This is a genomic window from Planctopirus sp. SH287 (assembly GCF_056500625.1).
Genome location: NZ_CM151403.1, coordinates 2748022 through 2773916 on the forward strand (window position 1 = coordinate 2748022; position 25895 = coordinate 2773916).

General features: G+C 54.3%; 18 protein-coding genes. 10 read left to right on the forward strand and 8 right to left on the reverse strand.

The annotated features are described in order from the left end of the window. Positions 1 to 22 precede the first annotated feature (22 nt). The 3 genes from SH287x_RS10165 to SH287x_RS10175 all read left to right on the forward strand — a co-directional run bounded on the left by SH287x_RS10165 (position 23) and on the right by SH287x_RS10175 (position 4921). Entirely contained in the window at positions 23 to 1864 is a 1842-nt protein-coding gene (locus SH287x_RS10165; RefSeq protein ID WP_479518613.1) for a COG1361 family protein, read from the forward strand. 928 nt (positions 1865 to 2792) lie between these two features. Continuing rightward, on the forward strand, positions 2793 to 3884 hold the full coding sequence (locus tag SH287x_RS10170) for a DUF1559 domain-containing protein (RefSeq protein ID WP_479518614.1): 1092 nt from the start codon (positions 2793 to 2795) through the stop codon (positions 3882 to 3884). Between the two features lie 539 nt (positions 3885 to 4423). Further along, positions 4424 to 4921 (forward strand): transthyretin-like family protein, encoded by a 498-nt coding sequence (locus tag SH287x_RS10175; RefSeq protein ID WP_479518615.1) that lies wholly within the window; start codon positions 4424 to 4426, stop codon positions 4919 to 4921. Positions 4922 to 5201: 280 nt separating this feature from the next. Here SH287x_RS10175 and plsY read toward each other — a convergent pair whose 3' ends face one another. The 5 genes from plsY to SH287x_RS10200 form a co-directional block, all read right to left on the reverse strand. Further along, positions 5202 to 5849 (reverse strand): glycerol-3-phosphate 1-O-acyltransferase PlsY, encoded by a 648-nt coding sequence (gene plsY / locus SH287x_RS10180; RefSeq protein WP_479518617.1) that lies wholly within the window; start codon positions 5847 to 5849, stop codon positions 5202 to 5204. Positions 5850 to 6049: 200 nt separating this feature from the next. After that, positions 6050 to 7117 carry a lipopolysaccharide heptosyltransferase II gene (gene waaF / locus SH287x_RS10185; protein WP_479518619.1) on the reverse strand — a complete coding sequence of 356 codons (1068 nt, stop codon included), beginning with the start codon at positions 7115 to 7117 and terminating at the stop codon, positions 6050 to 6052. Next, positions 7114 to 8688 carry a D-glycero-beta-D-manno-heptose 1-phosphate adenylyltransferase gene (gene rfaE2 / locus SH287x_RS10190; protein ID WP_479518620.1) on the reverse strand — a complete coding sequence of 525 codons (1575 nt, stop codon included), beginning with the start codon at positions 8686 to 8688 and terminating at the stop codon, positions 7114 to 7116. Before rfaE2 ends, waaF begins: the two co-directional genes overlap by 4 nt. 228 nt (positions 8689 to 8916) lie before the next feature. Next, positions 8917 to 10014 (reverse strand): phosphotransferase enzyme family protein, encoded by a 1098-nt coding sequence (locus tag SH287x_RS10195; protein ID WP_479518621.1) that lies wholly within the window; start codon positions 10012 to 10014, stop codon positions 8917 to 8919. Between the two features lie 192 nt (positions 10015 to 10206). Further along, positions 10207 to 11355, reverse strand: a complete 1149-nt coding sequence (locus SH287x_RS10200; protein ID WP_479518622.1) for a citrate synthase — start codon at positions 11353 to 11355, stop codon at positions 10207 to 10209. A 655-nt stretch (positions 11356 to 12010) separates the two neighbouring features. Between SH287x_RS10200 and SH287x_RS10205 the strand changes: the two genes are divergently transcribed. Then, positions 12011 to 13744, forward strand: a complete 1734-nt coding sequence (locus SH287x_RS10205; RefSeq protein ID WP_479518624.1) for a sigma-70 family RNA polymerase sigma factor — start codon at positions 12011 to 12013, stop codon at positions 13742 to 13744. Between the two features lie 106 nt (positions 13745 to 13850). On the opposite strand, the gene nadB is transcribed toward SH287x_RS10205, so the two are convergent. Continuing rightward, positions 13851 to 15488 carry an L-aspartate oxidase gene (nadB, locus tag SH287x_RS10210; RefSeq protein ID WP_479518626.1) on the reverse strand — a complete coding sequence of 546 codons (1638 nt, stop codon included), beginning with the start codon at positions 15486 to 15488 and terminating at the stop codon, positions 13851 to 13853. 428 nt (positions 15489 to 15916) lie between these two features. Between nadB and SH287x_RS10215 the strand changes: the two genes are divergently transcribed. From SH287x_RS10215 to SH287x_RS10240, 6 genes are all read left to right on the forward strand, one after another. Further along, a complete protein-coding gene (locus SH287x_RS10215; RefSeq protein ID WP_479518695.1) occupies positions 15917 to 16444 on the forward strand; it encodes an HU family DNA-binding protein in 528 nt (175 codons plus the stop codon). Between the two features lie 663 nt (positions 16445 to 17107). After that, complete coding sequence (locus SH287x_RS10220) at positions 17108 to 17329, forward strand: hypothetical protein (RefSeq protein WP_479518627.1); 222 nt, start codon at positions 17108 to 17110, stop codon at positions 17327 to 17329. 479 nt (positions 17330 to 17808) lie between these two features. Further along, positions 17809 to 18282 (forward strand): hypothetical protein, encoded by a 474-nt coding sequence (locus tag SH287x_RS10225; RefSeq protein WP_479518628.1) that lies wholly within the window; start codon positions 17809 to 17811, stop codon positions 18280 to 18282. Between the two features lie 220 nt (positions 18283 to 18502). Beyond that, positions 18503 to 19591, forward strand: coding sequence for a prenyltransferase/squalene oxidase repeat-containing protein (locus SH287x_RS10230; RefSeq protein WP_479518630.1), 1089 nt, complete (start codon positions 18503 to 18505; stop codon positions 19589 to 19591). Further along, positions 19588 to 21060: a hypothetical protein gene (locus SH287x_RS10235; protein ID WP_479518631.1), complete on the forward strand. Its 1473-nt coding sequence runs from the start codon at positions 19588 to 19590 to the stop codon at positions 21058 to 21060. The genes SH287x_RS10230 and SH287x_RS10235 overlap by 4 nt, the downstream gene beginning before the upstream one ends. 369 nt (positions 21061 to 21429) lie before the next feature. After that, positions 21430 to 23331 (forward strand): hypothetical protein, encoded by a 1902-nt coding sequence (locus SH287x_RS10240; protein WP_479518632.1) that lies wholly within the window; start codon positions 21430 to 21432, stop codon positions 23329 to 23331. A gap of 13 nt (positions 23332 to 23344) precedes the next feature. Here SH287x_RS10240 and SH287x_RS10245 read toward each other — a convergent pair whose 3' ends face one another. Both SH287x_RS10245 and SH287x_RS10250 read right to left on the reverse strand, forming a co-directional pair. Continuing rightward, positions 23345 to 24451 carry a CvpA family protein gene (locus SH287x_RS10245; protein WP_479518633.1) on the reverse strand — a complete coding sequence of 369 codons (1107 nt, stop codon included), beginning with the start codon at positions 24449 to 24451 and terminating at the stop codon, positions 23345 to 23347. Between the two features lie 92 nt (positions 24452 to 24543). After that, a complete protein-coding gene (locus tag SH287x_RS10250; protein WP_479518634.1) occupies positions 24544 to 25572 on the reverse strand; it encodes a metal-dependent hydrolase in 1029 nt (342 codons plus the stop codon). Between the last annotated feature and the right edge of the window lie 323 nt (positions 25573 to 25895).

A 25895-nucleotide genomic window follows, 5' to 3' on the forward strand; every position in this document is an offset into this window, starting at 1 on the left:
GACCCAAGGAAGGAGTCTTTCAATGCCTAGCAGAGTGTGGATTCTCGCTATGTCCGCAGCGGCTGCACTCGCCCCAAGCTTGTGCCCAGCTGCCGATACACCTTCAGCCCGCGGAGGGCGCATTGCTGCTACTCCTTCGGTTGAAGTGCCAACCAGGTACACCCGCGGTGGTTCATCCAACGCACCTGCGACGCAGTCAGCCAGTAAGAGCAGCTACAGCGAACTCTTCGGGGATGCTCCCGCAGTCACTCCGGTGAAAGACTCCAGCGTAACGCCGGCTTCAGCCAAAACGACGATTGGCTCTTCAGCCAGTCGCATTGGTGCCGAACGCACAGCCGCCTGGAGCAGCGAAACCGATAACAATGCCCCATTGGGAACCGCAGCGTTCAAGAAATCCGAAGGATCGAACAGCTTCATTCAGCCTGTTCGTCATACGGAAGAACGATCTGCTGCCACAAATCCGAAAGCCGCTCCCGCCACTCGTGCTGATGCCACTCCGCAGATTCCCTCGCTGAGTGTCGAGTGGATTCGCCGTTCCGATATCAACGTTGGCCAGGAATGTGCCGTTGATCTCGTGGTTCGCAACACTGGGAACACTCCCGCTTCAAAGGTGGCCGTTGACGGATACTTCCCTTCAACCGTTCGCCTGACCAGCGCTGTCCCCAAGCCCGCTGCGATTACCGATCACCTGACTTGGAATATCGAATCGATTCCTGCCGGTGGCGAGTACAAAGTCACGATCAAGATGATCCCCAGCCGCCGGGGTGATTTAGCCACAAACGCCACCGTGCGTATGACCGGCACCGCGTCTGCCGCGTTCCGAGTGGAAGAACCACTGCTGAAAGTTTCGCTCAAAGGGCCTAGCGATGTAATGGTCGGTGACCCCGCTTCACAGACTGTGGTTGTTGCCAACCCTGGTAGTGGCGTCGCTCATGATGTCAAGCTCGATGTGACACTCAGCGACGGGCTGGAATGCAGCAAGGGCAGCCAGTTTGTGATGGAAGTGGGTTCAATCAATGCGGGCGAATCCCAGACGGTGCGACTGCCGGTCGCTGCCACGAAGGGTGGTCGCCAGACCGTTTCTGTAGTTGCCACAAGCAGCTCAGATGCCGGCCACACCGCCACATCGACCATCAATGTGCTTGCTCCGACATTACAGGTGGCTCTTGATGGCCCAGGCTTGCGTTACAAAGGCCGCAACGCCAAGTATGTCGTCACTCTCAAGAATGATGGCAGTGTCCCGACAACCAATGTGCGAGTTACACAGAACGTTGCCGAAGGCTTTGATTTTATCTCTGCCGACAAGGGTGGAAAGTTCGATGCCGGCCGCCGCCAGATTTCCTGGATTGTCAGCCGCGTTGAGCCAAACCAGTCGATGAACCTGACTTGTGAATTGACTGCCAATGCGCTGGGTTCATTCACAATGGATGTCCAGGCCATGACGGACTCAACCACCATGGTTCAGGCTTCAACCACAACCGCTGTGGAAGGTTCTTCGGCCCTTTCGATGAAGGTGATCGACCTTGATGACCCTGTCGAAGTCGGTGGAGAAACCGCCTACGAGATTCGCGTCTCGAACGAAGGAACAAAGGCCGCTTCTGCTGTCACCGTGACCTGTGATCTCCCTGCTGGCCTTGAACTGGTCAACGCTCGGGGTGCCACAGAAGGAATCAGCGATGGCCGGATCGTCGGCTTCAAGCCTCTCGCCTCGCTGGCTCCTGGAACAGAAGCCATCTTCCGGGTGCATGTCCGCAGCACCCAGGAAGGCAACCTCCGCTTCCGTGCCCGCGTCACCAGCAATTCGATTGAAGAGCCGCTGATCATCGAAGAACAGACCAAGTTCTACTCGGATGTTCGCCAATAACGCAAAACGACTCTGAGATTCATCAAAAGAAGAACCCCGCAGAACATTGGTTTCTGCGGGGTTCTTCTTTTTTGTGTGTCAGGCTGGTGGTGTTTTCATGCCTCTAACAGCTTTCGTGCCATACTCACGGCTCTGAGCTGTCTTTTATACACAAGTTTTCTTGAGCATTTGTTGGCAGGCTTGCCAAGCGAGGGTAGCCCAGGTTGCTTTGCAACCTGGGCCGGCAAAGCCGGTGAGAGGTCGCAGTTTGAGTCAATCCGACGAGACCATACCCGGTCAAACAAAAGATGATCTGCCTCGCGTAGACAGAAGTGGTGAATGAACATTTCTTACCGCAGGCAGGGAAATGGCACGAAATGACCACCGAACTGGTCATCGGTCGTGCGTCGCGGGCCAGCCAGAACCCCTTTGTTTCATTAACGCCTCCTGGAGACAACCTCCCACGGCTCTGCCGTCCAGGTTGCAAAGCAACCTGGGCCACCCATGTCAATTTCGTGGTGCGGTTCAGGTGGCGAAAAAGTTGTGTATAAACGACAGCGACTCTGAGGCAAGCAAGCTCTGTGAACTGTTGGAACATCGACAGCAAACAGACATTCAGCATGCTCAGCCCACGACGACTCAATGAATTTCTCTTCACGAATCACGAGCCAGGAATTAACAATCGCACCGCACTTTGATCGCTCCGCTTCTAAAAAGCACAATGTGTACATCGCTCAGTGTTTGCCTGGCCACACCCGTGATTCCACAAAAGCAACGACTTCATGAAGTTTGAATGAAGGGGCGTTTTTTGTGGTAACAGATTTGAAACTCACGCGACATTCAGCCCGACAGTGCCTTGGTACGCAGCGAAATTCAGCAGGACTGAATCGCTGGCGATGCGAAGGCTTGAATCGAATGTGCCGTTTCAATTTGGAAGGAATTCCAGCAGATGCCCTCCCGCAAGTTTTCTGGTTTTACGTTGATTGAGCTTTTGGTCGTCATTGCCATTATCGCGATTCTGATCGCCTTGTTACTCCCGGCTGTGCAGCAGGCACGTGAAGCCGCCCGCCGTTCTCAGTGCAAAAACAACCTGAAACAATACGGGCTGGCACTCCACAACTATCACGATGTGCACAACCTCTTTCCTCCTTTTACCGGGGGGGAACATACAACTGCCGCAAGTGTTGCCAAAACCGGCGTCATCATGCTGCTGCCGTTTCTTGATCAGACACCGGTTTATCAGGAGATTGAAGGACTCACGGGCAACAACAAACGCCCATGGACTAACATCTCTCCCTGGAACCGACGGTTCTCCTTCATGGAATGCCCCAGTGATGCAGGGCAGACCGCTTTGAATCCCGCAGATAATCGCGGTAAGAGGAACTATGTCTTCTGCGCCGGAGACACCGAAGCCGGCAAAGATTTCGCAACACAGCCACTTCGACCTCTCGCCAGCCGGGGGATGTTTGCCTACCTCTCATGCGTCGGTTTCCGTGATATTACCGATGGCACCAGCAACACCATCGCCATGTCGGAAATCACGTTACCCACTTCAACCAACGGCCCCGGCCTCGTCGCGGCCATGTATTTGCCAGCAGGCAACATCAGCCCTGCCGCTTGCAAGGCCCTCTGGAATGCGTCATCAAGAACCTACTTACCGCCAAGTGGTGCCGATACAGGGAGCGGCGGTATCCGTGGATACCGTTGGGGCGATGGCGCTGCGATATTTTCCACATTCTCGACAGCCCTCCCTCCCAATACCTCCAGTTGCTATACACGAAATTCAGCCAGCCATAGTGGATATGGAGTTTTCAATGCGGGCAGCTCACACACAGGCGGCGTCCACACCTTAATGGCCGATGGCTCGGTTCGGTTCATCAGTGACAACATTGATACTGGCGATCAGGGAGCCATCCTGCCTGTCAGCGGATTCCAGGCCGGGCATCTTCCCCTGCTGACACCTGCTTCAGGGGCCAGTCCCTATGGCGTCTGGGGAGCTTTAGGAACACGGGCCGGCGGCGAATTGAATACTAATTTCTAAGACTTTCTCCGTGATGGCTCCCTCTCCCGCTTGCGGGAGAGGGCCGGGGTGAGGGCCGATGAACCCGCCGTGTTTACAAAGCCAAGACCAATCCCCTCATCCTGCCAGCGGCTCTTTCTCCCTCAGGGAGAAAGACTTATAGAGATCCCTTAACCGAAGAAGGATATGAGCGCTTTCGGATAGCCTCTAAGACTTGCTGCAAGAACCATCGAATCCATCTCTCTCAAGAGAGTTTTGAAATCCTTCTCCCTCGAGGGAGAAGGTGGCCGCAGGCCGGATGAGGGGGCGACGCGTTGCTCTCGATGAAAGGCACGTTATCATTGATGAAGCGAACATCGACGAAGCGTTATCGATCAGAAGCATGGACGGTTAAAGTCCCCTCACCCCGGCTCTCTCTCGCAAGTGAGAGAGTGAGTTTTTGAAGATAGCCTCTAAAATCTCAACAGATTTGCCGGTACTTCAATCATCATCAGGGAGGCTCCAGCGAGTCAGCGATCACTCCCTGACGATTTGATCGCTCTGAGATAATAATTAGCAACATGACATATCAGAATTGGTGTCCGCTCATGCGATGGCAACCGTTAAAGATCTGCAGTCCCCTTTTGCGAAGCATGACATTTGGGGGACTTCTGGTCGCACTGACCGGCTGCGGGTTGGGAAGCTTCCACGATCAACTACCAGCCACCGCAATTGCCCGGGGCGTGGTGACTTACCGTGGTGAACCGGTCTCCGAGGCAGTGTTGGTCTTTCAATCCAAAGTTCAGGGAGGATACGCCGCTTCGGCAATCACTGATAAAGATGGAAAGTTCGACCTGAAAGCCTTCCCGCCAGAATCGGGCGCAGTCCCAGGCGCTTACAGCGTCGCCATCATGAAAATCTCTCAGGAAGACCTGCACGCAGAGGGAAGCACGCCGGGCACTCCTCCTCAGCCAAACTCCCTGATCCCCATCAAGTACAGCAACGCAGCACTCTCCGGCCTGACAGCAGAAGTCCCCTTCGGCGGCACAGACCACCTCCTCTTCAATCTGCTGGATTAACTGGCCTTACTCTCCGCGCGGCTTTGCACGACCGCATCCAGCAGAACGCTGGATCTGTTCCCGAGACCGCGGCCTGATTTGACCATGCCTGACTTTGGATCCAGATGCGGCGGTGCGATTCGAGGATCCGTTTCCGCGCAACAAGGCGTGATGGGGTAGGAGCCTTGTGCTCATCATGTCCCCGTTCGTTTCCGCCTGCGGTGTACCACGATTGTTGAACTGGCGAAGCCCATCTTCAATTGGCTCAGCAGGCCGTTTCTACAAGGAGGCGTCTTTTTGCTCAGGCGGTTTTTTTCTGGAAGAAGGTGGGTTCGGTTCCTGCGCGGAGGCGGGCCAGATTCCCCTGGTGGCGATAAATGATCAGCACCGACAGAACCACAGCCATCACCGCTTGTGCTGTCGTCGCTCCCTGAATTCCCTCTCCGTTGCGAAAGGCAAACGGCACCTGCCAGCAGACCACTTCAAACGCAAGATAAGCCACCAACGCAATCAGAGAACTCAGCGACACAATCTTGTTGATCGCGAAACTTCCAAAGAAAAACAGCGTGGCAACCAGCAGGCCCCAGGGCGTCGCCGCTCCCAATGCTCCCAGAGACGTCGCAATCCCTTTCCCCCCACGAAAACCCAACCAGATGGGAAACATGTGCCCGATGACCGTGGTCATCGCCGACATCGGGAGCGCCCATTCATCTCCGCCCAACCCGAATAACCCCGGCAAAAAAAGCGGCGGGAGATATCCCTTGAGAGCGTCGAGAATCAGCACGACGAACCCCCACTTTTTCCCAAGCGAACGGCTGACGTTGGTGGCTCCGATATTGCCGCTCCCTTGAGTTCGGATATCGATCCCTTTGATCAGGCGTGCCAGAATCAGCCCGAAAGGAATGGAACCCGCAAGATAACTCAAGGCAATCAAAACAACCCAGGCCATGAAAAGCGATCCTGAAAAACAAGCGGCACAGTGGGAACATACTGTGGGAATATTACGGGGAGATATTACAGAAAGAACGTCTGTCAGACCGGGCACTTTTCAAGCAAACCATGGTATTGGGTGTGCCTTTGTGCTGCTGATGTGTGATTGTGAGGAGATTCTGCCGACCGTGCCGGGATGTGGCAACCAGGAATATTCGCTCAGGCGACAGCTCGCAGGCTCTGGAGTTGAGGCTTCAGTTCTCGCCACACCAGATCAACCCCCAACATTCGCATGCAGGCATGATGACCCAAGGGACAAACACGCTTCTGGCAAGGCCCACAAGCTAGAGCTAATTGAATAGATGTGGAAACCGGCGACCAGGTCTCGCTCCATGCCTGATGCGTTGGGCCAAAGAGCACAAGATGCGGCACATTCGCCGCTGCGGCAAAATGGCGTGGCCCCGAATCAGTCGTCACCACAAAAGACGACTTCGTAATGACGGCTTTCGTCAACGAAAGCGACAGCGGTTCCCTTCCCAAGGATTTCACCCGCGGATGGTTAAGGATCGATTCAATTTTGAGGCTATTTTCTCGCTCGCTCGGCCCGCAAAGAATGACAACGGCGGATGCAGTCTCATCAACAATCCGCCGGGCCAACGCCGCAAATGACTCACTGGGCCAGTCTTTCGCCGCACCAAAAGCCCCCCCCGTGTTAATCGCCACCAGCGAGGAGGCATTGGCAATGGCAGGATGAGCTGCCAGAAAATGCTGCCAATGCGCTAACCCTGGTTCTGTGCAAACCAGTTCCATCCGAGCATGCCGGGCATCAGGCACGCTGGCTCCAGCGGCCTTAACAAGCTCCAGATAATCTTCCAGTGCAGGGTGCGGAATCTTTCTTCGAGAAGCTGCCAGACCATCAGTCAGCAGCCACCCCCGGCCATCCCGTGCAAAGCCAATTCTCCGTTTCGCACCACCAGCCCAGGCAGACCAAGCCGACTGAAAGGAATTGGGGAACAGTATGGCCTCGTCGAATCCTTCATGCCGCAAGATGCGGAGGAATTCAAGGCCTGACTGAATGGCTTGGAGAGGTTGTTTCCGCAAGTTTTTTTCAGGAGGGCGTGTGATCACGCGGTCGACAAGACCTGTCCCTTCCAGAACTTCAGCCACATAAGGCTGGAGAATCGCGACAGCTTCGTCATCGGGAAACGACGCACGCAGAGCACGCAAGGCTGGCGTGGCCATGAGCGCATCACCCACCCAGTTGGGCATAAAGATGGCCCGCTTCATGCCGCTTTCCGTTCAAACCCAGTCCGTGCAGCAGGAACGTCTGATTCGCTTGCCACAGCTGAACTGTGTGTTGAAATCGAGAGGACGTTGGCGTCCTGATTTCGCAGCCGGCGGACAATTTCCGTCGTCGACAGACCGTCCACAGCCCCCATCGGTTTCACAACCCCGCCATAAGCCAGCACGACTTCTCGTCCGACAATTTCCTCGACCGAGTAAGTGCCACCCTTCACCAGAACATCCGGCTTAAGGGTCTTGAGCAGGGCATGCGGTGTGTCTTCATTAAAAACAACCACATAGTCTACAACTTCCAGTGCTGCCAGCATCCGGGAGCGGTAGTCTTGATCAAAGATCGGGCGATCAGGAGCTTTCCCCAGTCGACGAACACTCTCGTCACTGTTAATCGCGACAATCAGACATTCCCCTTCGCGAGCCGCTTCCGCCAGATAGCTGACATGCCCCGCGTGAAGCAGATCAAAACACCCATTGGTGAAAACAATCTTCTGACCAATTTTCTGACGAGCCGCAATCTGCCTCTCCAATGTGGAGAGCGAAAGAATCTTGCCATCCTGATGACGATGAGCCTTCATCAGATCAGCGAGAATCTCGGCTCGGGAAATGGCGACGACACCAATTTGCTCGACCTCAAGACCGCCAGCAATATTGGCCAGACGACCAAGATCAGCGGGTTCAAGCCCTGCTCCCAGACCCACACCAATCATCGCCATGACCATGTCACCGGCTCCGGTGATATCGCAGACTTCTCGTGGACGTGTCGGCAAATGTTCGCCGCGCCCATCCTGATGAACCAGCGCAATACCGTCCCGATCCATGGTCACGAAGGCATAATCCAGATTCATTTTCTCGCAGAGAACCTGACCTGCTCGAAACGCATCGGCGACTGTCCGCACTTCAATACCGGTGGCGCGGGTTGTTTCCAACCGGTTGGGCGTGACCGAAGTCGCACCATGATAAGCATCACAATTTCCATGACTGGCAGGATCAACAACCACAGGAATGCCGGCGTTACGAGCAGCTTTGATAAGAGGAGTGAGAAGTTCAGTCGTGCAGAACCCTTTGCCATAATCAGAAACCAGAATCGCCTGAAACTCATTCAGGTGCGGCAGAACCTGATTCAGAATTCGCGTTGCCAATGTATTTGAAATAGGAGTCCGGACTTCACGATCGACCCGCAGCATCTGGTGAGGATGGCGGTACTGGGCACTTCCCATATAACGGGTTTTCAGCGTGGTGGGACGGACTTCATCAATGCAGACCGAGCCACAATCGATATCGAGCCGCTCCAGTTCCCGGCAAGCCGTCCGGCCCTCTTCATCCGCACCAATGACACTGAGAAGCGTCACTTCAGCATCGAGGCCGCGAACCATCTGAGCGACGTTTGCAGCGCCACCCAGACGAATTTCCTGACGCTGCTCATGGAGCAGAATCACGGGGGCTTCTTGAGAAATACGCTCTGCATCACCCCAGACGTAACGATCCACAATGAGATCGCCGACAACGAGGAGACGTGGACGGCCAAGCCGCTCGACCGAGTCGATAAGATGATAAGACATCCGAGGCAATCCCTGCCGCATGTGTGACCCGACACCCTCGCCCCGCAGCAAGGCGTGCCAAGCGAGTCTTCCTGACCATCTGGAATCTTCCCGACATTCCCGGAATGCGTCAATCCCGGTAAATGCTGAAGCCCAGCTTCTTTCACTTTGGGGCCGTCAACTCAGCTAATCGACCAGCAAAGTAAGGCTGCGCTAAAAAAGGAGAACCAGGCGCTATGTCAAAGCCTTTTACATCAACGAGAATCTGGCCGTTTCTTTCAGGCGGGACTCAATCCAGTCAAGTCGACCAACAATCGCAGCCAGTCTGTTTTTATCGCCCGGATTTCGTAATGAGATGTTCCAGTGTTCCTTCTTCAGCCAATGAAGGCTCGCCACCAGAATCCCCGCCTGATCCAGTAACTGTGTCAAAACGAGCGTTTCATCAGACAAGGGACGGACTTGCCGGTAGGCTGCAATCGCCTCGCGCCAGGTGCCGGGCGCGAGTGCCGTGAAACTTCCCAACAGCCGGGCGAGATCAACGGCGACCGTATCCACATGAGCAGCAGCAGCATCGATCATCCCCGTCACCCGGCCATCCTCCATGAGAACATGTCCATGCCAGAGATCACCCCAACAGGGTGTTAACGACAGGCTTGCCTGTTGCCACTTCAAGAGCTGAGGCAACAGACAAGGAACCTGCTGCCGGACATGAGATTCGATGGCTCTCAAGCGCGCAGCGATTTCTGGCGGCCCCGGCAGATTGAGATCGCCCTGAGATTTGAGAAACTTTTGAATCTCCATCACTCGAGCCGCCAACGCAGTGGACTGCCCAGACGAATGAGACGGAAACCATCGCGCTGACCGGGCAGGTGCGCGAAATGTCGCCGCCGCTTCATGCCATTTGGCCAGCATGGTCATCGCTGCGGCACATGCTGGTGTCTCTGGAGAGATGCCAGACAGGGGAGAACCAGAAAGCCAGGGTTCCAGTTGCCAGGCGCCCCCTTCCCAGAAAAACGTCGTCGCACCGGAAGCCGCTGGCAACGGTGGGGCAACCGGCAATCCCGCATCACACGTGTATCGCAACAGAGCATGCAGCCCCGCCAGCCGATCTGGCGAAAGAGCCTGATCCGACCAGCGTCGCAGCGCAAATCGCCCCATGCTCTCTGTAACAACCTGAAAAATCAGATCGCCACTGAATCCTTGACCTTGCACCTGTTGAATCATCAGATGGACTGGCAATCCCAGCCAGGGGTATTGCCTGGCGCAAACCGTTTTCAGCGAGACAGCCAGCAAGTGCTCGCGCATGAGAGGAGCATTGAGTTCCTCAGTGATCAGTTCATGGGGCATGCAACATTCCTGTCAGCAATCCCGGAACGACCTCAGATAATCCGTTTGTGTCCCCATGCAAGAAGACACAAACGGCAGCCTCACCTGTTAATGCGTTTTACATAGTAACTCTATCGCTCTGGCGGCGTAAAAAACCAAACTTTTCGGGACAAATGACGCCCATACGCCGCCACACCTAACCCGGAAACGGGTTTAATCACGCTGGGAAATGGCTTCGTAGTGGCGGTCGGGAACCCCGATATAATTCGATGACGGGCGAATGATTTTGTTGTCTGCCAGTTGTTCAAGGACATGGGCACACCAACCGACAATGCGGCTGGTTGCAAAGACGCATGTGAACATCTCACCAGGAATGCCCATGTAGTGCTGCAAACTGGCCGAATAGAAGTCGACGTTGCAGTTGCGTTTGATCGACTCAAACACGCGGGCTTCCATGGCCACAGACATGTCGTACCACTTGGGTTCGCCGGTTTCTTTCCCCAGACGCTCCGACAAAGTCTTGAGGTGCTTGGCGCGAGGATCTTCCACTTTATAAACCGCGTGGCCGAAGCCCATGAACTTCCCTTTGTTGGCCCGCGTGGTTTCGACATAGCTGGCGACATTTTCGACGCTGCCAATCTCCATCAACACCTTGAGAACCTCGGTATTCGCACCGCCATGCAAAGGCCCCTTGAGGGCACCAATGGCTCCGGTGACTGCCGAGTAAAGATCCGCCAAAGTGGCCGCAATCACACGGGCTGCGAAGGTACTGGCATTCAATCCATGCTCGGCATGAAGAATCAGGATGAGATCCATGGCACGAGCCGCATCCGCTGATGGCTCTGTCCCATTGAGCATGTACATAAAGTTGGCGGCATGACTGAGATCATGACGGGGAGCAATCGGTTCCAGGCCGGCCCCTAGGCGACGAATCGCCGCGGTGATCGTGGCCAATTCCGCCGTCAGACGAACAGACTTTTCAAAATTCGCCTTGGGCGAGTTGTCTTCTGCCAGATCGTCATAACAGCCTGAAACAGAAACCGCTGTCCGGAGAGCTGCCATCGGCGGCGTGTCTCGTGGCAACGACTTGAGACAATCGATAACCGGCGTCTCGACTTCCCGGTGGTGAACCAACAGGTCGGTGAAAGACTTTAATTGAGTGGCATTGGGAAGCTCTCCCTCCAGAAGAAGGTAAGCGGTTTCCTCAAATGTGCTCAGCTCAGCCAATTCGTGAATGTTGTAACCACGATAGATCAGCTTGCCGAGATCGCCATCGACGTCACAGATTTGTGAGTCAGCAGCAACAATCCCCTTAAGACCTTTGGCGGCGATTTTGTCTTTTTCGAGCGCGGCATCGGTCATGGGGGCAGGGCTTTCTCGTAGACGGGTGGGTGATGGCCATGAAAAATCGGAACAATAGAGTATAGCAGTAGCGAATTTCTCGATTCAATGTCGGATACGCCCAAACTGTGGATCCGTCGAACACACATGGCCGAAATGGGAGAAACTCCTCCTGATATTCACAATGGGAAGGGAGAGGGCAAAAAGACAACAGGGCGTATATTCTGGGGTGATGTGAGTGGATTCCGGCTCTGCAAGAAAATTTTTCAAAAAATTTGTAATGAACGGCAGAATTCGCAGAAGTTTTTTTCCCGCGACGTTAGCATTCCGTGAGCAATCGTCCGCAGCGAGAGAATGGATTCTGTCAACGCAACGGTCGGCGCCACAGAGAGCAGGCTTTGCCTTCGCTCAAAACTGATTGCCCGACAATGCTGAGCCAGGCTGGCTTCGACGGATCAGGTGTAACGGCATGATGCCTAGTATCATCTGATCAACGATCAGCCAGATTCGTTTTCTCCTCGTGGTGCGAACGCGACATGGATCGCCGGCCCGGGGGTACGAGCAGTTTTTTCATATGCTCGTCGGGTGGCCTCCATGCCAGTGCAACTGCGGTAGTCCTACCGCCTTTGACCTGTGACTTATGATCGGAAGCTGTCTCGACAAGGAGGTTTGACACATGGATCAATTACAACAATCACTTCGTGATCTCCTGAAAACAGGGGAGCCCCACGGCTTTTTAACCTACGCCGATATTGATCGTTATATCCCGGATGAAGGTGGCGATCCTTCTCTGGTGGATGAACTCATCATGGCCATCGAAGCCGCTGGCCTGGATGCCATCGAACCTGACGGCGGGATCGACCCACTTCAGTCGTTGCCACCATTGGAAATGCTGGAGCCTGAATCCCCTTCAAGCTCACGTGACCCAATTCGTATGTACCTGAGCCAGATGGGGCACATTCCTCTGCTGACGCGCGAGAAAGAAATTTATCTTGCCAAGCAGATTGAAATGACACGCCGCTGGTTCCGCCGACGGATGCTGGAGTCCGATTTCGCCATTCGCATCGTCGTCGAAACCATTCACAAAGTGCGAACTGGCGAACTGCCATTTGAACGCACTTTGCGAACGTCAGACACAGAAAGCGTCCAGAAGGAGCAGATCCTGGCGCGGATGCCACACAATCTGCCCACCATGGAACGCATGCTGGAAGAGAACAAAGAAGACTTTGCCCTGCTTCGCACCGTTTCAGGGACACCAGAAGAAGCTGTCATTCGCGAGCGGATGGCCATTCGTCGCAGCAAGATGGCCACACTCTGTGAAGAACTCAGCGTGCGGACACAGCGCCTCCAGCCAGTCATGCGCCGGATGGAGCAAGTCTCACTCCGCATGCAGGAACTGCAAAAGCAGATTGCGGCTCGCCAGATTCGCCGCATGCCCATGACGGCCGCTGATATCGCTGCTGCCCAAACTGAACTGGAAACTTTAATCCAGGAAGTTCAGGAACATCCCGGTGACTTCCAGACTCGTATTAAGCGAGTTCTGCAAAAGTTTGAAGGCTGGACACGCTCCAAGCAGCAGCTTTCCGGCGGCAACCTTCGTCTGGTAGTCTCCATCGCCAAAAAATACCGTAACCGCGGACTCAGCTTTCTTGATCTGATTCAGGAAGGGAATGCTGGTCTGATGCGCGGTGTTGAAAAGTACGAATTCCGTCGTGGCTACAAGTTCTCGACCTACGCAACATGGTGGATTCGCCAAGCCATTACCCGTGCCGTGGCAGATCATGCCCGCACGATCCGGATTCCTGTCCACATGTTCCAGAGCATTTCCACGCTCAAGAACAAGAGTGAACAGATTCGACAGGAAACCGGCCGCGAGCCAACCATTGAAGAACTCGCACTGGCTGTTGATATGTCGGTAGAAGACACCGAACGGATTATGAAGACCTGGCGACATCCCATGAGCCTGGATACGCCAATCGGTGAAAGCGAAGACTCCAGCTTTGGCGACTTCCTTGAAGACAGCCATGAGTCAACACCCGCAGACAATGCCTTGCGGGAAATGCTCCGGGATAAAATTGATATCGTGCTTCGCAGCCTGACTTACCGTGAACGAGAAATCATCCGCCTGCGTTACGGCCTGGGTGATGGCTATAGCTACACTCTTGAAGAAACCGGCCGGATCTTCAAAGTCACTCGCGAGCGTATTCGTCAGATTGAATCGAAGGCCCTGAAGAAGTTGCAGCACCACACCCGTGCTCACCACCTGCAAGGCTTTGTGGAAGATCTCCTGCCAAACAATGCTAAGCCAGGCTCCATGATCAACGATGAACCGATGCTGTCGGATGAGCCTAAAGCCTCCGCCACGACCCGTCGTCGTAAGGACTCGATGACATTGGCCGCTGCAAACTGATGCACAACACAACCTTCACAGAGGATAGTCACGACTGACTCACCCCTCATCATCTTCAGGCCCTGGTTCCTCCATGGAACCAGGGCCTGTTTCATTATCACTCTTGTCAGGATGCTCGAACCAGCTCGATATGCCGGGCTTGATTTGGCTCAGTTGCAGGGAAATCGCTGCGGCTGTGGGTGCCACGCGTTTCATGGCGTTCCATCGCAGCGCGAATCACCAGCCGGGAAACCAGCAGCATGTTCTGAAGCTCCCAGCCCGCAACAGAAGAAAACTCCCGGCTGCCCACATATCGATCCCAAAAATCGACCTGATGCAGTGCCGTCGCCAGGTCACTGGCGTTTCTCTCAATCCCGACATTGCGCCACATTTCGCTGGTAAGCGAATTGAGCAAGTCGTCAAGCCTTAACGGCTCTTCCACCGAGTCATTCGACAATTTCGGCGCAGAGTCAATCGTTCGAGCGGTGAAGACGTCCTGCTCGCCCATGGCGGCTGCTGACGCATTCCTGCCGGCTCGCAAGCCGAAAACCAATCCTTCCAGCAGACTATTACTTGCCAGGCGGTTCGCCCCATGCAGGCCGGTACTGGTCACTTCACCAGCGGCGTAAAGTCGCGGGAGCGTAGTTCGGGCTTCCAGATCAGTTTTCACACCACCGATCATATAGTGAGCGCCAGGACGGACTGGGATCTGATCTTTGGCAAGATCCAATCGGAAATCGGCACAGACCTGACCAATATGGGGAAACCGCTCCCTCACCAATGATTCCGGCAAGTGGCTGAGATCAAGATAAACACAGTGATGCCGCGTCTTTTCCATCTGGCGGGTAATGGCCCGGCTGACGATATCACGCGGCGCCAGTTCCATTTTTGGATCGTAGTCGGCCATAAACCGCACGCCGTGACAGTCGCGCAGATAGGCCCCTTCTCCACGAACCGCTTCGGAGACCAGATACCGCGTTCCCCCGGCAATATACAGCACCGTCGGGTGGAACTGCATAAATTCCATGTCTCGAACCACCGCCCCGGCACGAAAGGCCATCGCCTGGCCATCAGCCGTCGCGATATCAGGATTGGTTGTTTCGCGGAAGAGTCGTCCCGCCCCGCCCGTGGCCAGAATCGTCTGCTTGGCCCAGACAAAGGTCTTGCCATGATTGGGATTCCAGACCAGTGCCCCACGGCATTCACGATTCTGAGTCAGGAGATCAATGGTGAATGTCTTTTCCCAGATGTCGACATTTTCTAAGGCACGTACGCGATCAATAAGGGCACGCATCACTTCTTTTCCCGTGGCGTCTCCCAACGCATGAACCACACGGCGATGGCTATGCCCTCCTTCCTGAGTCAGCGCGATTCTGCCGCCGACCCCTTCATCGAACCTCGCCCCCATCTGGACAAGCTCCAGGATTCGCTCAGAAGCTTCCTGAACAACGGTCTCTACCACGAGTGGGTCGCAGAGGCCCTTACCCGCACTGATCGTGTCGGCAGCATGGTTGGCGATATCGTCATAGGGATCGAAGACGCCGGCAATGCCCCCCTGTGCCCAGGCGCTATTCGAGTTGTACACCTGATCTTTCGTGGCGACGACAACCCGCAATGAAGGATCAATGGCTAAAGCCGCCCGCATGCCGGCAATCCCTGCACCAATAATCAGGACGTCGGTGAACAAATGGGGAATGCGTTTCGGGTCAAATTGAACCAGATAGCGGCGCTTGGTTTCCAATTCAATGGGCTGTTCGGTCGTCATTCCATTCCCGTTCGTACTGAATTCTTCCCAGCAGGGTTCGATAGATGCAATTTTCGAGATACCTCTGGTTGCGGCACAAGATCACAAATCCTCTTGAGAATTTGCTGCGATCGATGAACCGTTGAGAAATCTTAACGACTTTACCTGTTGCCACTGACTGCTGAAGGTGAGAAATCAGAGGTCTCCATCAAATTTGCTGCGTTTGCCCGCCTGTTAAACCTGCAGGATCAAGGCTGATTTTAAGGAATTCTCGCTTGAGTCTTGAGTCGATCCGAATGGAGCTATTTGCCGTAAGTCAAAATCCGTTCTGAGGCAGATGCAAGAACCACTTGACTTTACGTCCGATTGCGAACTAAAGTTTGCTCAGGCGTGTCATGGATTGACGACACTGTCACATGAGCCGTTTTCAGCTGCCGGAGGCCTCGATCGTGACAAAGAAGGAAATCGTCAAAGCAATCTCTGATGAAATTGGGCTGACTCAGCTCAAAACCAAAGAAATTGTGCAAAAGACGTTCGATGCCATCGTGGAAACGCTGGTCGCTGATGGACGTATTGAGTTACGCAACTTTGGCGTTTTTGAAGTCAAAAAGCGGGCTGCCCGCAAAGCACGCAATCCCCGGACGGGTGATAAGGTGTTTGTCCCCGAAAAATTCGTGGTGACATTCAAGCCCGGTAAAGAGATGGAAGAAAAAGTGCGGCAGCTTGAAGAAGCCGCTGCTCGTGAGGCTCTGGCCCGCCACGAACAGGAACAAGCCGCTGTTCGTGCGACCGAAAGCTCCACGCCAGTCAATCCATCATCAGCTGTTTCGCCAGCCCCAGTTTCGTATGAACCCTCATCGCCAGCACAAGTTACGTCGCCAAGCCCAGCACCGTCGAGTTATTCTGCGGGTCTGCCGACCTCCCAACACCCGGGCGATAGCCCCGTTTCGACCAGTTCAGAACCACAGTTGGGTTAGACTGGCCAAATGGTTGTTACCTGAGGACTTAATCTCTCCTCCATTAGCAACGTAGCGACCAGACAGCCCACAGATTCCCTAAATTCATTCAAAGTTGGACAAGGCCACCTTCGCGGGTGGCTTTTTTCGTTTGCAAACAACTGAGAGTTGGCATCACTGGCGGAAAACATCATCAGTGCCTCTCTGCCTGTCCGCTCACACCTATTGCCAGCCGTGCCCCGGCAAAGCACCTGTTGCGTCTGAACCTTGTTTGCGAGAACGCTGTCCCAATAAAACTCTGATGTGGCACATCTTGCCACAGACTCCGGCAGCCGACTGTTAGTGCTTCAAAAGCCCTGGGCAATCAGACGCTGACCTCCTGGAGATTACGGTGCCAACCCCCTCTGACTCAGAAGAGTCAAATCGCTGTTTCCAGGCAGATTCTTTGAATTTCAAACCTCCTGAAAAATGGCTGAACAGGCAAAAATTGCTTAGGAAACTGGGCTTTCCAGGAATCTCGCTCTAAAGCTTGAGGAATTGCGCGAATAGGCCGACTTTTCCAAAGTTGACGCCAAGTTGCGCCGATAACTTCAGCAGGATGAGAGCCACTATTGGCGGTATGGAGCCGCCGTAAAGGCTGTCTGATACACGCGGTGTGTCGGACGATTTCCCAGGGAGGGGAACATGCGGACCCGATTGTTTGCCGGACTTCTTGTGCTTGCTGCTGCCACTTTTCAAGTCGGCTGCATCATTCCCATCTATTCATCGTCGCCAGACGTCCGGGCCCGTCAACTGATTTATGTTTCAGAAGGCTACCGGCACATTCCAGAAATCTGGGATCGGATCTGGGGCCTTGACATGCCTGATCTGGCAACACCCTACCGGACTCACGGCGGCATATTTTAGGGTACAACCACTCTGTCCTGACTGGTTACTGAACTGGCCCGCAAGCTTTTTGGCTTGGGCAAAGTTCATGGCTTAACCTGTCAAATCAGAAGGGATGCGCCACGAGATATCGGCACTTCCGTGCCAGGCATGGCGTGGCGAAATGCCATCCGCGTTCAATCCCAAATGGCGCTCATACGCATTTCAATTTGAAATAGCGCTCTGTGCGACATGCTTGCAGCTTTGAGATCATCAACACGCCATTTCAAATTGCGATTCAATGAAAGCCCGTCCAGAGTACAAATTCTGGATGGGCTTTGATCGTTTCGGGCTGCCCCGACCCAATGTCTGCCTGTCTCCTCAGAATCCATGAGAATCCAATCTCGCATCGAAACACGTTCTAGGCAAACCGGCAGAATTCGCCTATAGTCGGCATTGTGAGTTCGTGCGGAGGCACGCTTTACGATCGCGCAGTGCGATGTGCAGAAGGAGCTGCCACAATGACAAGCCAACCACTTTTCGTCTCAGCTGTGCTGCTCAAAGCCGGGGCGTTGCTGCTGGTTGCAGGCTGCGCGGGTGAAGGGCGTTACCTGACACTCATGCCGCGACCTGTGGCAACCGAACGGAAGGCGTCTGAAATCCATGACCCTTTTCCTGAAAGCGGAATTGCTCCGGACACCTTCAACCGCCCTCGTGCGTTTATCGTCCCTCGTACCGAAGAACGGCAGTCGTTCGATCTGCGATCGATCCAGGCCACTGTGGGTCAGGCCCGCCCAGGTTCACCGTTTGCCGAACAACCCGTCCCCTATGACCGTCCTCCTGCCACTGCTCAACTTGTTTATGAGCAGCGCCAGACGCCTGCTGCGGGGATGTCGGCCATGGTCGCTCGACCCGATGGCGGTTTCCCAAGTTCACGGGCAGCCTTCCTGGCGACTCCGCAACCGGCCACAACAGCCACACTCGATCCCTTCTGAGCAATTGCCAATCGCAACTGGTCAGCGATATCACACGCTGAGCCTGAGAACCTGTCCGGAAACTCTCCAATCCTTCTCCCTGAGGGAGAAGGTGGCCACAGGCCGGATGAGGGGGACGCGGGTTGCCAGTGGCAACACTTGTGATTCATCAATTCCCAAACCCCAACCCTCTCGCGCAAGCGGGAGAACGTGTCTTCCCGGACAGGCACAGAGATGGGTGATGATGGTCATTGCCGGGATGATCTTTCCAATCCACTCCGCGTTGGCTCAGGAAACTCCCCCCAGGCTGCGAGCAGAATCGGCGACCAATGAGCCGGTTTTGAAGATGGCCCCTCGCCGCGATCTGATTGAAGTTGATGCCAAAAAGCTCATGACACCTACGACTGATGCCAGTATTGCCAAAGGGTTGGCTTTTCTGGCAAAACGTCAGCATGGGGATGGATCGTTTGGCTCTGGCTCGATTTACCGTCGCAATGTGGCCGTCACGGCGCTTTGCGGCATGTCGATGCTGGCAGCAGGACATACACCGGGCCGCAGCCAGCATGGGCAAAGCGTCGACCAATCGATCGAGTTTATCCTTAAGAACTCGAAACCCTCTGGCTACATTCTCTGCGAGGAAAGCCCATCTCATGGCCCCATGTATGGGCATGGGTTTGCCACGCTCTATCTGGCAGAAGTCTATGGCATGACACCACGTGAGAACGTACGAACCGCTTTGCGTAATGCCGTCAACCTGATTGTCGGATCACAGAATCCCGAAGGTGGCTGGCGCTACGATCCTGATGGCAAAGAAGCGGATATTTCGGTCACCGTCTGCCAGATCATGGCTTTAAGAGCCGCACGAAACGCGGGTATTGCCGTCCCCCGTGAGACGATTGATCGCTGCACAGAATATGTCAAAAAATGCCAGAACACTGATGGCGGCTTTCGATATCGGCTCGAACCTCGCCCTCAAAGCCAGTTTCCCCGTTCGGCAGCGGCAATTGTCGCTCTCTATAGTGCCGGTATCTACAACAGCCCGGAAATTGAGCGAGGCGTAAGCTATCTCTGGAGATTCCCACCCAGTGCCGATCTCTTTCGCTATGAAAACCATTTCTACTATGGACAATATTACGCGGTACAGGTGATGTGGCAGTCAGGGGGGCAGCGCTGGGAAGACTGGTATACCGGCATTCGTGATGAACTGATTGAACGACAATCTCCCGATGGCAGCTGGCCTGATTCTCTGATCTGCACAGAGTATGGAACGGCTATGTCGTGCCTGATCTTGCAGATGCCAAATAACTACCTCCCGATTTTCCAGCGATGAACCAACTCACATGCCCGATTGATCCACGCGGCTTCCTTCCCCCCACGACACGACCCATCGTGCCAGTGCTGATCGCGACGATTATGGTGACAACCAGACGGGTCATGGCCATTCTGTTCGTGGCCATCATCGCAGCAATCCCAGCCTCTGCGCAAGATCTCTCGGCTGAAAATATCACAGCTGAAAATATCGCAGCCCCCATATTGCCCATGGCTTCCGGGAAAAATGGTCTCAGCCGCGTTCAATGGAGAAATCTCGAAGAGAAGACTGTTACCGATTTACAGATCAGTACGGAGGGAATTTCGATCCCTTCTCTGGAAACAGTTCCCACTTCGGGTTCTTCACCAAATCATTGGCCGTGGAAGGAAATCCTGCGCGTTGAATCACGACAAGAAACTCACGAGCCTCTCCCCCCTGCCAGACCACGGCATGAAGTCTGGCTGACCAGTGGTGACCGATTAGCAGTCTACGCCAAAGAGATTGTCGACGATCGACTGCTCGTCGGCTGGGGAGAACAAACGGACTGGGAAGCCACACCAATTCCGCTGGAATCCGTTTCCATGGCGGTTCTGGATGCCCCGTCAGGACAATTTGCCCGGAAGCAATTGAGGCAGCGACTCGAACGAATCGAAACATCCAGCAGCCTGAAAATGGATACCGCGCTACTCAATAATGGGGATGAATTAACCGGCGAATTTCAAGCTCTGGATGCAGAACAACTCCACATGCTCCGTGCTGGCCAGAAGATCTCGGCCCCGAGGTTTCGCATTGCCGCGGTCATCTTCAATCGCGAATTACTGATCGTCCCGACCCTGGCCACCACAAAGTGGCGTGTCACAACCACCGATGGGTCATTTTTTTCGGCCACATCACTGCGCCCCGCCGACCTTCCCTCTCAAGGAAAGCAAGCTTCGATCAAGCGATTAAAGTTTCAACTTGTGACGGGAAATCGCCTGACAGTTCCCTTGAGAGACATTGTTTCGCTGCAATATGAAAACCCTGAAGTCCAGACATTGGCCGGACTGGTTCTGAAGCAGGAAGAACATCTTCCGTGGCTCAGCGTCAGGATTTCCGGTGATACGACAGCGTCGGGAAAAAGCGTCGCGCCCCGGCCATTACAAACACTGAGACTCATTGAAACGCAGGAACAGTTTTTTCCCTGGGCTTATCTCCAACGCCCCTGGAGTCGCACGACCTGGGAGCTTCCTCCCGGAAACTATCTGCTTGCTGGACAGGTTGTGATGATTCAGGCGGCAACCAATGCGACGCATTTAACCGGAACGATCTCACTGGGAAATGAGCCTCTTTGGAAGAGTCGCTCCCTGTCCCGAGATCAGCCATCAGAGACGTTTCGACTGGAACTCTCAGCGAAGAGCGCGAGTCAATTGACACTTGAAGCCACCGCCGGCCCCACGGGAAACCAGGGGGCCGAGTTCGTCTGGAGTAACGTGCGGTTGATCTCCCCCTGACCTCATACCCACTTCTGGAGAATTCCCCACACCTGAGAATTCTCGCTTTCTTTGGAGGAACTGGATGGCGCAGCATGGAGAATGCTTTCGCATTGGTTGTTCATAGCGAGTGTCAATAAAACGATTAAATCCTTCTCCCTGAGGGAGAAGGTGGCCGAAGGCCGGATGAGGGGGGAACGCGTTGCAAGCAATGAAAGGGAAGCACGTTGCCAGAGGTAACACTTGTCATTCATCGGCCCTCACCCCGGCCCTCTCCCGCAAGCGGGCGAGGGAGTGTTGCCGGACTAAACAACATGTTCAACCGCATTATCTATGCTTGATAGACCAATAGGTAACCCTCCGGTGAGATCCCTTCTGTTCCACAATCCAATGTTTGCCGTAAGTTGTCGTCGGGCCGGACGGGAAGCATGGGTCGCACTGTTCTATCTTTTGACAGCAGTCGCTTTGACCTGGCCACTGGTGATGGTGATCACGTCGGCCGTTCCTCTGGGTTTGGAAAGCGAAGCCACAGTCCCCCTGTTCAATTTATGGACAATCTGGTGGAACAAAGATCGACTGGAGCATGGTTTTCAGAACTATTGGCAGGCTCCGATTTTTTATCCGGCAGACATGTCGTTCGCTCAGTCTGAACCTCAACCCACGCTGCTTTTACTGGCACCGGTGTATTGGATCACAGGCTCATTACCTCTGTGCTATAATCTATATCTACTGGGAATGATGACTCTCAATGGATATACCGCTTGGCTTCTGCTGCGGCGATTGAACTCACCAGACGCCATCTCGCTCGCAGGTGGCTTGCTCATTCAAAAGTTGCCGTTTCTCTTTTGGCAAATGGGAGCGCTACAACTCCAGACACTGGCATGGCCGATCTGGACTTTATACTGGCTGCTCCGCTGTTGCCAGGAACCTCGCTGGCCATCGGCACTCGGGTTAGGCGTGAGCTTTGGACTCACCTATTGGGCCTGCAATTACTATGGGCTATTGCTGTTCATTTCCTTAAGCGGAAGTCTGTTACTGCTCACCATCGCTGGCTGGCCTCTGCTCCCTTCCTGGCATCGATGGCAGGTCTGGGCCGTGCTGATGGCAGGGTCTCTGGTTGCAGCAGGGATGATCGCACCAATCGCCCTGGTACAACAAGCCTCTTCATCAGAACAGAAATGGCAGAATGAACGTCCCTTAAGCTTAACCAATGACCTTTCGGCACGGGTGGGTGACTATACATGGTCAGTCACAACACGCTTGGGAAGCTATCCCACCGCGATTGAACCCACCCGGCAAAGAACCTGGACATTAGGCTGCGGTGCCGTAATGTCTTTACTGGGAATCATGGGCTTGGTGGCGGGGTTAAAGTGGAATGACCGGCGTCTGCTGACCTGTGCCACAATGACCTTTTGCGTGGTCTCGATGATTCTCTCGCTGGGGCCGGACTATCAAATCGGAGGGTGGTCACCTTCACTCTGGTTGCGGGATTATTGCCCGGGATTTGCTCACCTTCGCAGCCCGTTTCGGTTTGCGGTCTATGCTCAACTGGGATGGACACTGCTGGCTGTTCAAGGACTCGAACTCTGTTCGCCGACACGCTGGCCTCATTTACGCTGGCCTCATTTACGCTGGCCTCATTTACGCTGGCCTCATTTACGCTGGCCTCATAGAGAATGGCGACCAGGACATTGGCCGTGTTCACGCTGGGGGGCATGGCTGCCGGAGTTTTCTCAGACCACCGACTTTCGTGGTAAAGTGAGCCGCTTTATGCTTTGGATTCCTGCCATCAGTCTGGCCGCTCTGGCGAGTTATGAAGTCTGGCCGAATCCTCAAATCACATTTCCTCTTCCGTCCATGTCTCCGCAGCCAGCCTGGGTAGAATACCTGCGACAGCACACTGAGAAAGAGGCTGCCATCGCCATGATCCCCTTTCCGGTTCAGGGATCAGCGAATGCCTATGAACCGACGGCTCTGGCCATGTATTGGCAAACACAGCATCATCGTCCCATGGTGAATGGTTATTCGGGCTTCTTTCCTGATGCTTACATCGACTTATGGCAAGCGATGAAGACATTCCCCGAAGAGGAGTCGTTAGCTCAACTCTTACGATCAGGAACTCAATATCTTGTGATCAGTACAGGCGAGAAGCCTCTTGATCAACTTCGCCAGCATCCCGGGTTTGCCGCACAGACTGAACTCTGTCTCAATGACACACAGGCAGGGATCGCGATCTATCGCTTGAAACCCTTGAAGCGTCCCATGCCTGTAGCAACCGGCTTGTCACCCTGATTAACGCCAAAACTCAATAGCCGCCTGTGGAACGGTAAGGTGTCGTTTGTGGGGGAGTTGTTGGCGCCGACGAACCACCAAAAGAATCTGGCCAGCTTTCACGGATGCTTCTGTCAAAGTCATTGCGCACTTGATTGACCGCAGGAGCGACCACGTGGTCACGAATAAAATCGCGAGTCACGCTGGAGGCATCGAACAAGGGAGCATCACCTCCGTTCTGATTGTCTCCATAAAGTGGCGTTTGTTGATAGGCATCACGAGACTCATAGGAAGCTCGCGACGTCGCATAAGGATCATAATTCCGGAAGCGATCAGGAGGCGCGTTAACAGGCTGTGATGGGGTCGGTTCAGAAGGACGATAACCGGAAGGCACATAATTGGCCGGTTGTTGGTTGGTTGTCGGTGTAGAGTCACCCCAAATCCGGTTCCAGACATTGCTCAACGTACTGTTCGTTCTTTGCTGAGAGACAGGCTGTGCCTCAGTCGGAGGGCTGCCATAGCCATATTCCGTCCCACGGTTGGGATAACCCCCTTGCTGAGGACGGGCGGGAGAAGGCCGGGTTGCTGGCCGGGAATTGCCACGATCTCCCGGATAACTGCCATCATTCTGATAAGCAATGTTCTCGATCTGAAACTCTTTCAGATAAGGCAGCAACGTTTTGCGAAATGTCTCAGGCATCAGAGGCAGAGCTTCACCGACGATCAGGCGGGCCACCGAATGAGATTCCGTTTGCAGAATCATTTCTCGCGCCGCTGGCGAAACCGTGATCAAAACAATCGTCACCACGACCGTCAGAATGATCCCCTTCACGGCACCCAGCAGAAACCCCAGATGCTTGTCAAATTCAGCTAACTTCAACTTTTCCAGCGATTCTTTCACCGAACGAATCATCAAATAGACCGCCAGCGAAACCGCCACATAAACGGCAACCAAAGCCAGCACATCGGCTAAGGGTGGCTGGCCAAAGAGTGGGGCCAGCGATGGTGAAACCGGCCCGGCAACCATATAGCCAAGGATCAATGAGATCACAGGAGCCACCTGCCAGGCGAGACCTCGCCACGCCCCTTGAATGGCCATCCCGACCACAATCAGCAGCATTACGATGTCATAAGTGGTCATTACTTTCGCCTTCTTACAAAACCAATCATCCTTGTTCACGCTGCCAACTTCAGCAGAGGTCGACAACGGCAGGAATCAGAGACAGAGCAGTTTTAGCGCCAACCATTACTGAAATGATCCGGAGCGAACGCATCCGGACGATTGGCTTCTGACCAGGAACCGGATCTTTGCTCATTTCCGGTACTGCGGGGACGAACCCATTCTTGCGAGGATGGTACGGAGGATCGGGGAGTTTGGGTATTAACCGACGACCCGTAGGGCGTTTGTTCTGGAATAGCAATTGGTTCAGGAACAGCTCGCGAGAATGGCGATTGATCTCTGTTGGTGCGTCCCCAATTTTCTTCCGGCTCAGAAGATACCGTAGAGCCAGTCTTCTGATAAGAGCGAGAAAATGAGTCGACTTTTCCCGACGAATCGCGCGTGCGAGACGGCGGATTCACCGCAAACCGGGAGATATCCGGCATAAACCCCGCCATCCGTTGCTCAACAGCCGGCGACGACTCACGCAGCACAAACAACCCGAGAAGTAGCAATAGCCCGTAAGTGGCAGATGTCGCCGTGGGATCGTTGCTGAAAAGTTTTAACGCCGTTCCAAACGACTTTTTTAACCGGGGAACAGCACCGTTCAGGTTCACGCTCCAGATTTCATCCAGAACCAGATGTGTGGTGTAGCCAATCATGACCGCAATGGTTTTGTAAATTCGTCCTGAGTGAAAACTGGAATCGCACAGGAGAAACGCGATCATGCCAGCAATAAGAATCGCGGGAATGCTATGAAACATCCCCCGGTGAATCGTAAATCGCTTGAGCAGTGTCCCGATCGCAAATCGAATAAACAGATAGAGCGGCACTCCGACCAGAACCAGTTGTTCTGCGGAAAGTCCCGAGGAGAGCAGGCGATTCATTAGAATCATCGGGACAATAGCCGCCGCAAAACTAATCGTCTCGCGCGACGGAATCCCGCTGTCGCTATCAAGATCAGGCATTGTCCCGGCAATTGTGACAAATCCCCCCGCCAGCAAAACCGTGGGGCCGGGAAAATGCAGCGTGTAGTACCCCCAGTAGGCATATCCTGCCCCGACGGCTGCTGCCACACCAATATGAGTTTGAAAGCCGGCCATAGAGCCGTCCCATGAGTAAACAAGCCTGTCACCTTGAGAAATGTGACAGACGATCAACGAGCATTTTTCAACACACGACGTGCGCGATTTTGGAAGAAACCACAGAGAAGGTATATTCCTCGACGGCAAGACGGGTCAATGCAAGTCTCATGCGCAGAAGGGGGTTATGTCGTTCAACGGCAATTTCTGCCGCTACTCCCCCATAAAAAACGAAAGCAGGGAGGCAACCCGCGGTCGCTCTCCCTGCTCTTGTAATGATTACAGCAGAATCAGCCAGGGGGCGAGCCTATAACGACCCATCCCCTGCGGCTCGATGAGCCACA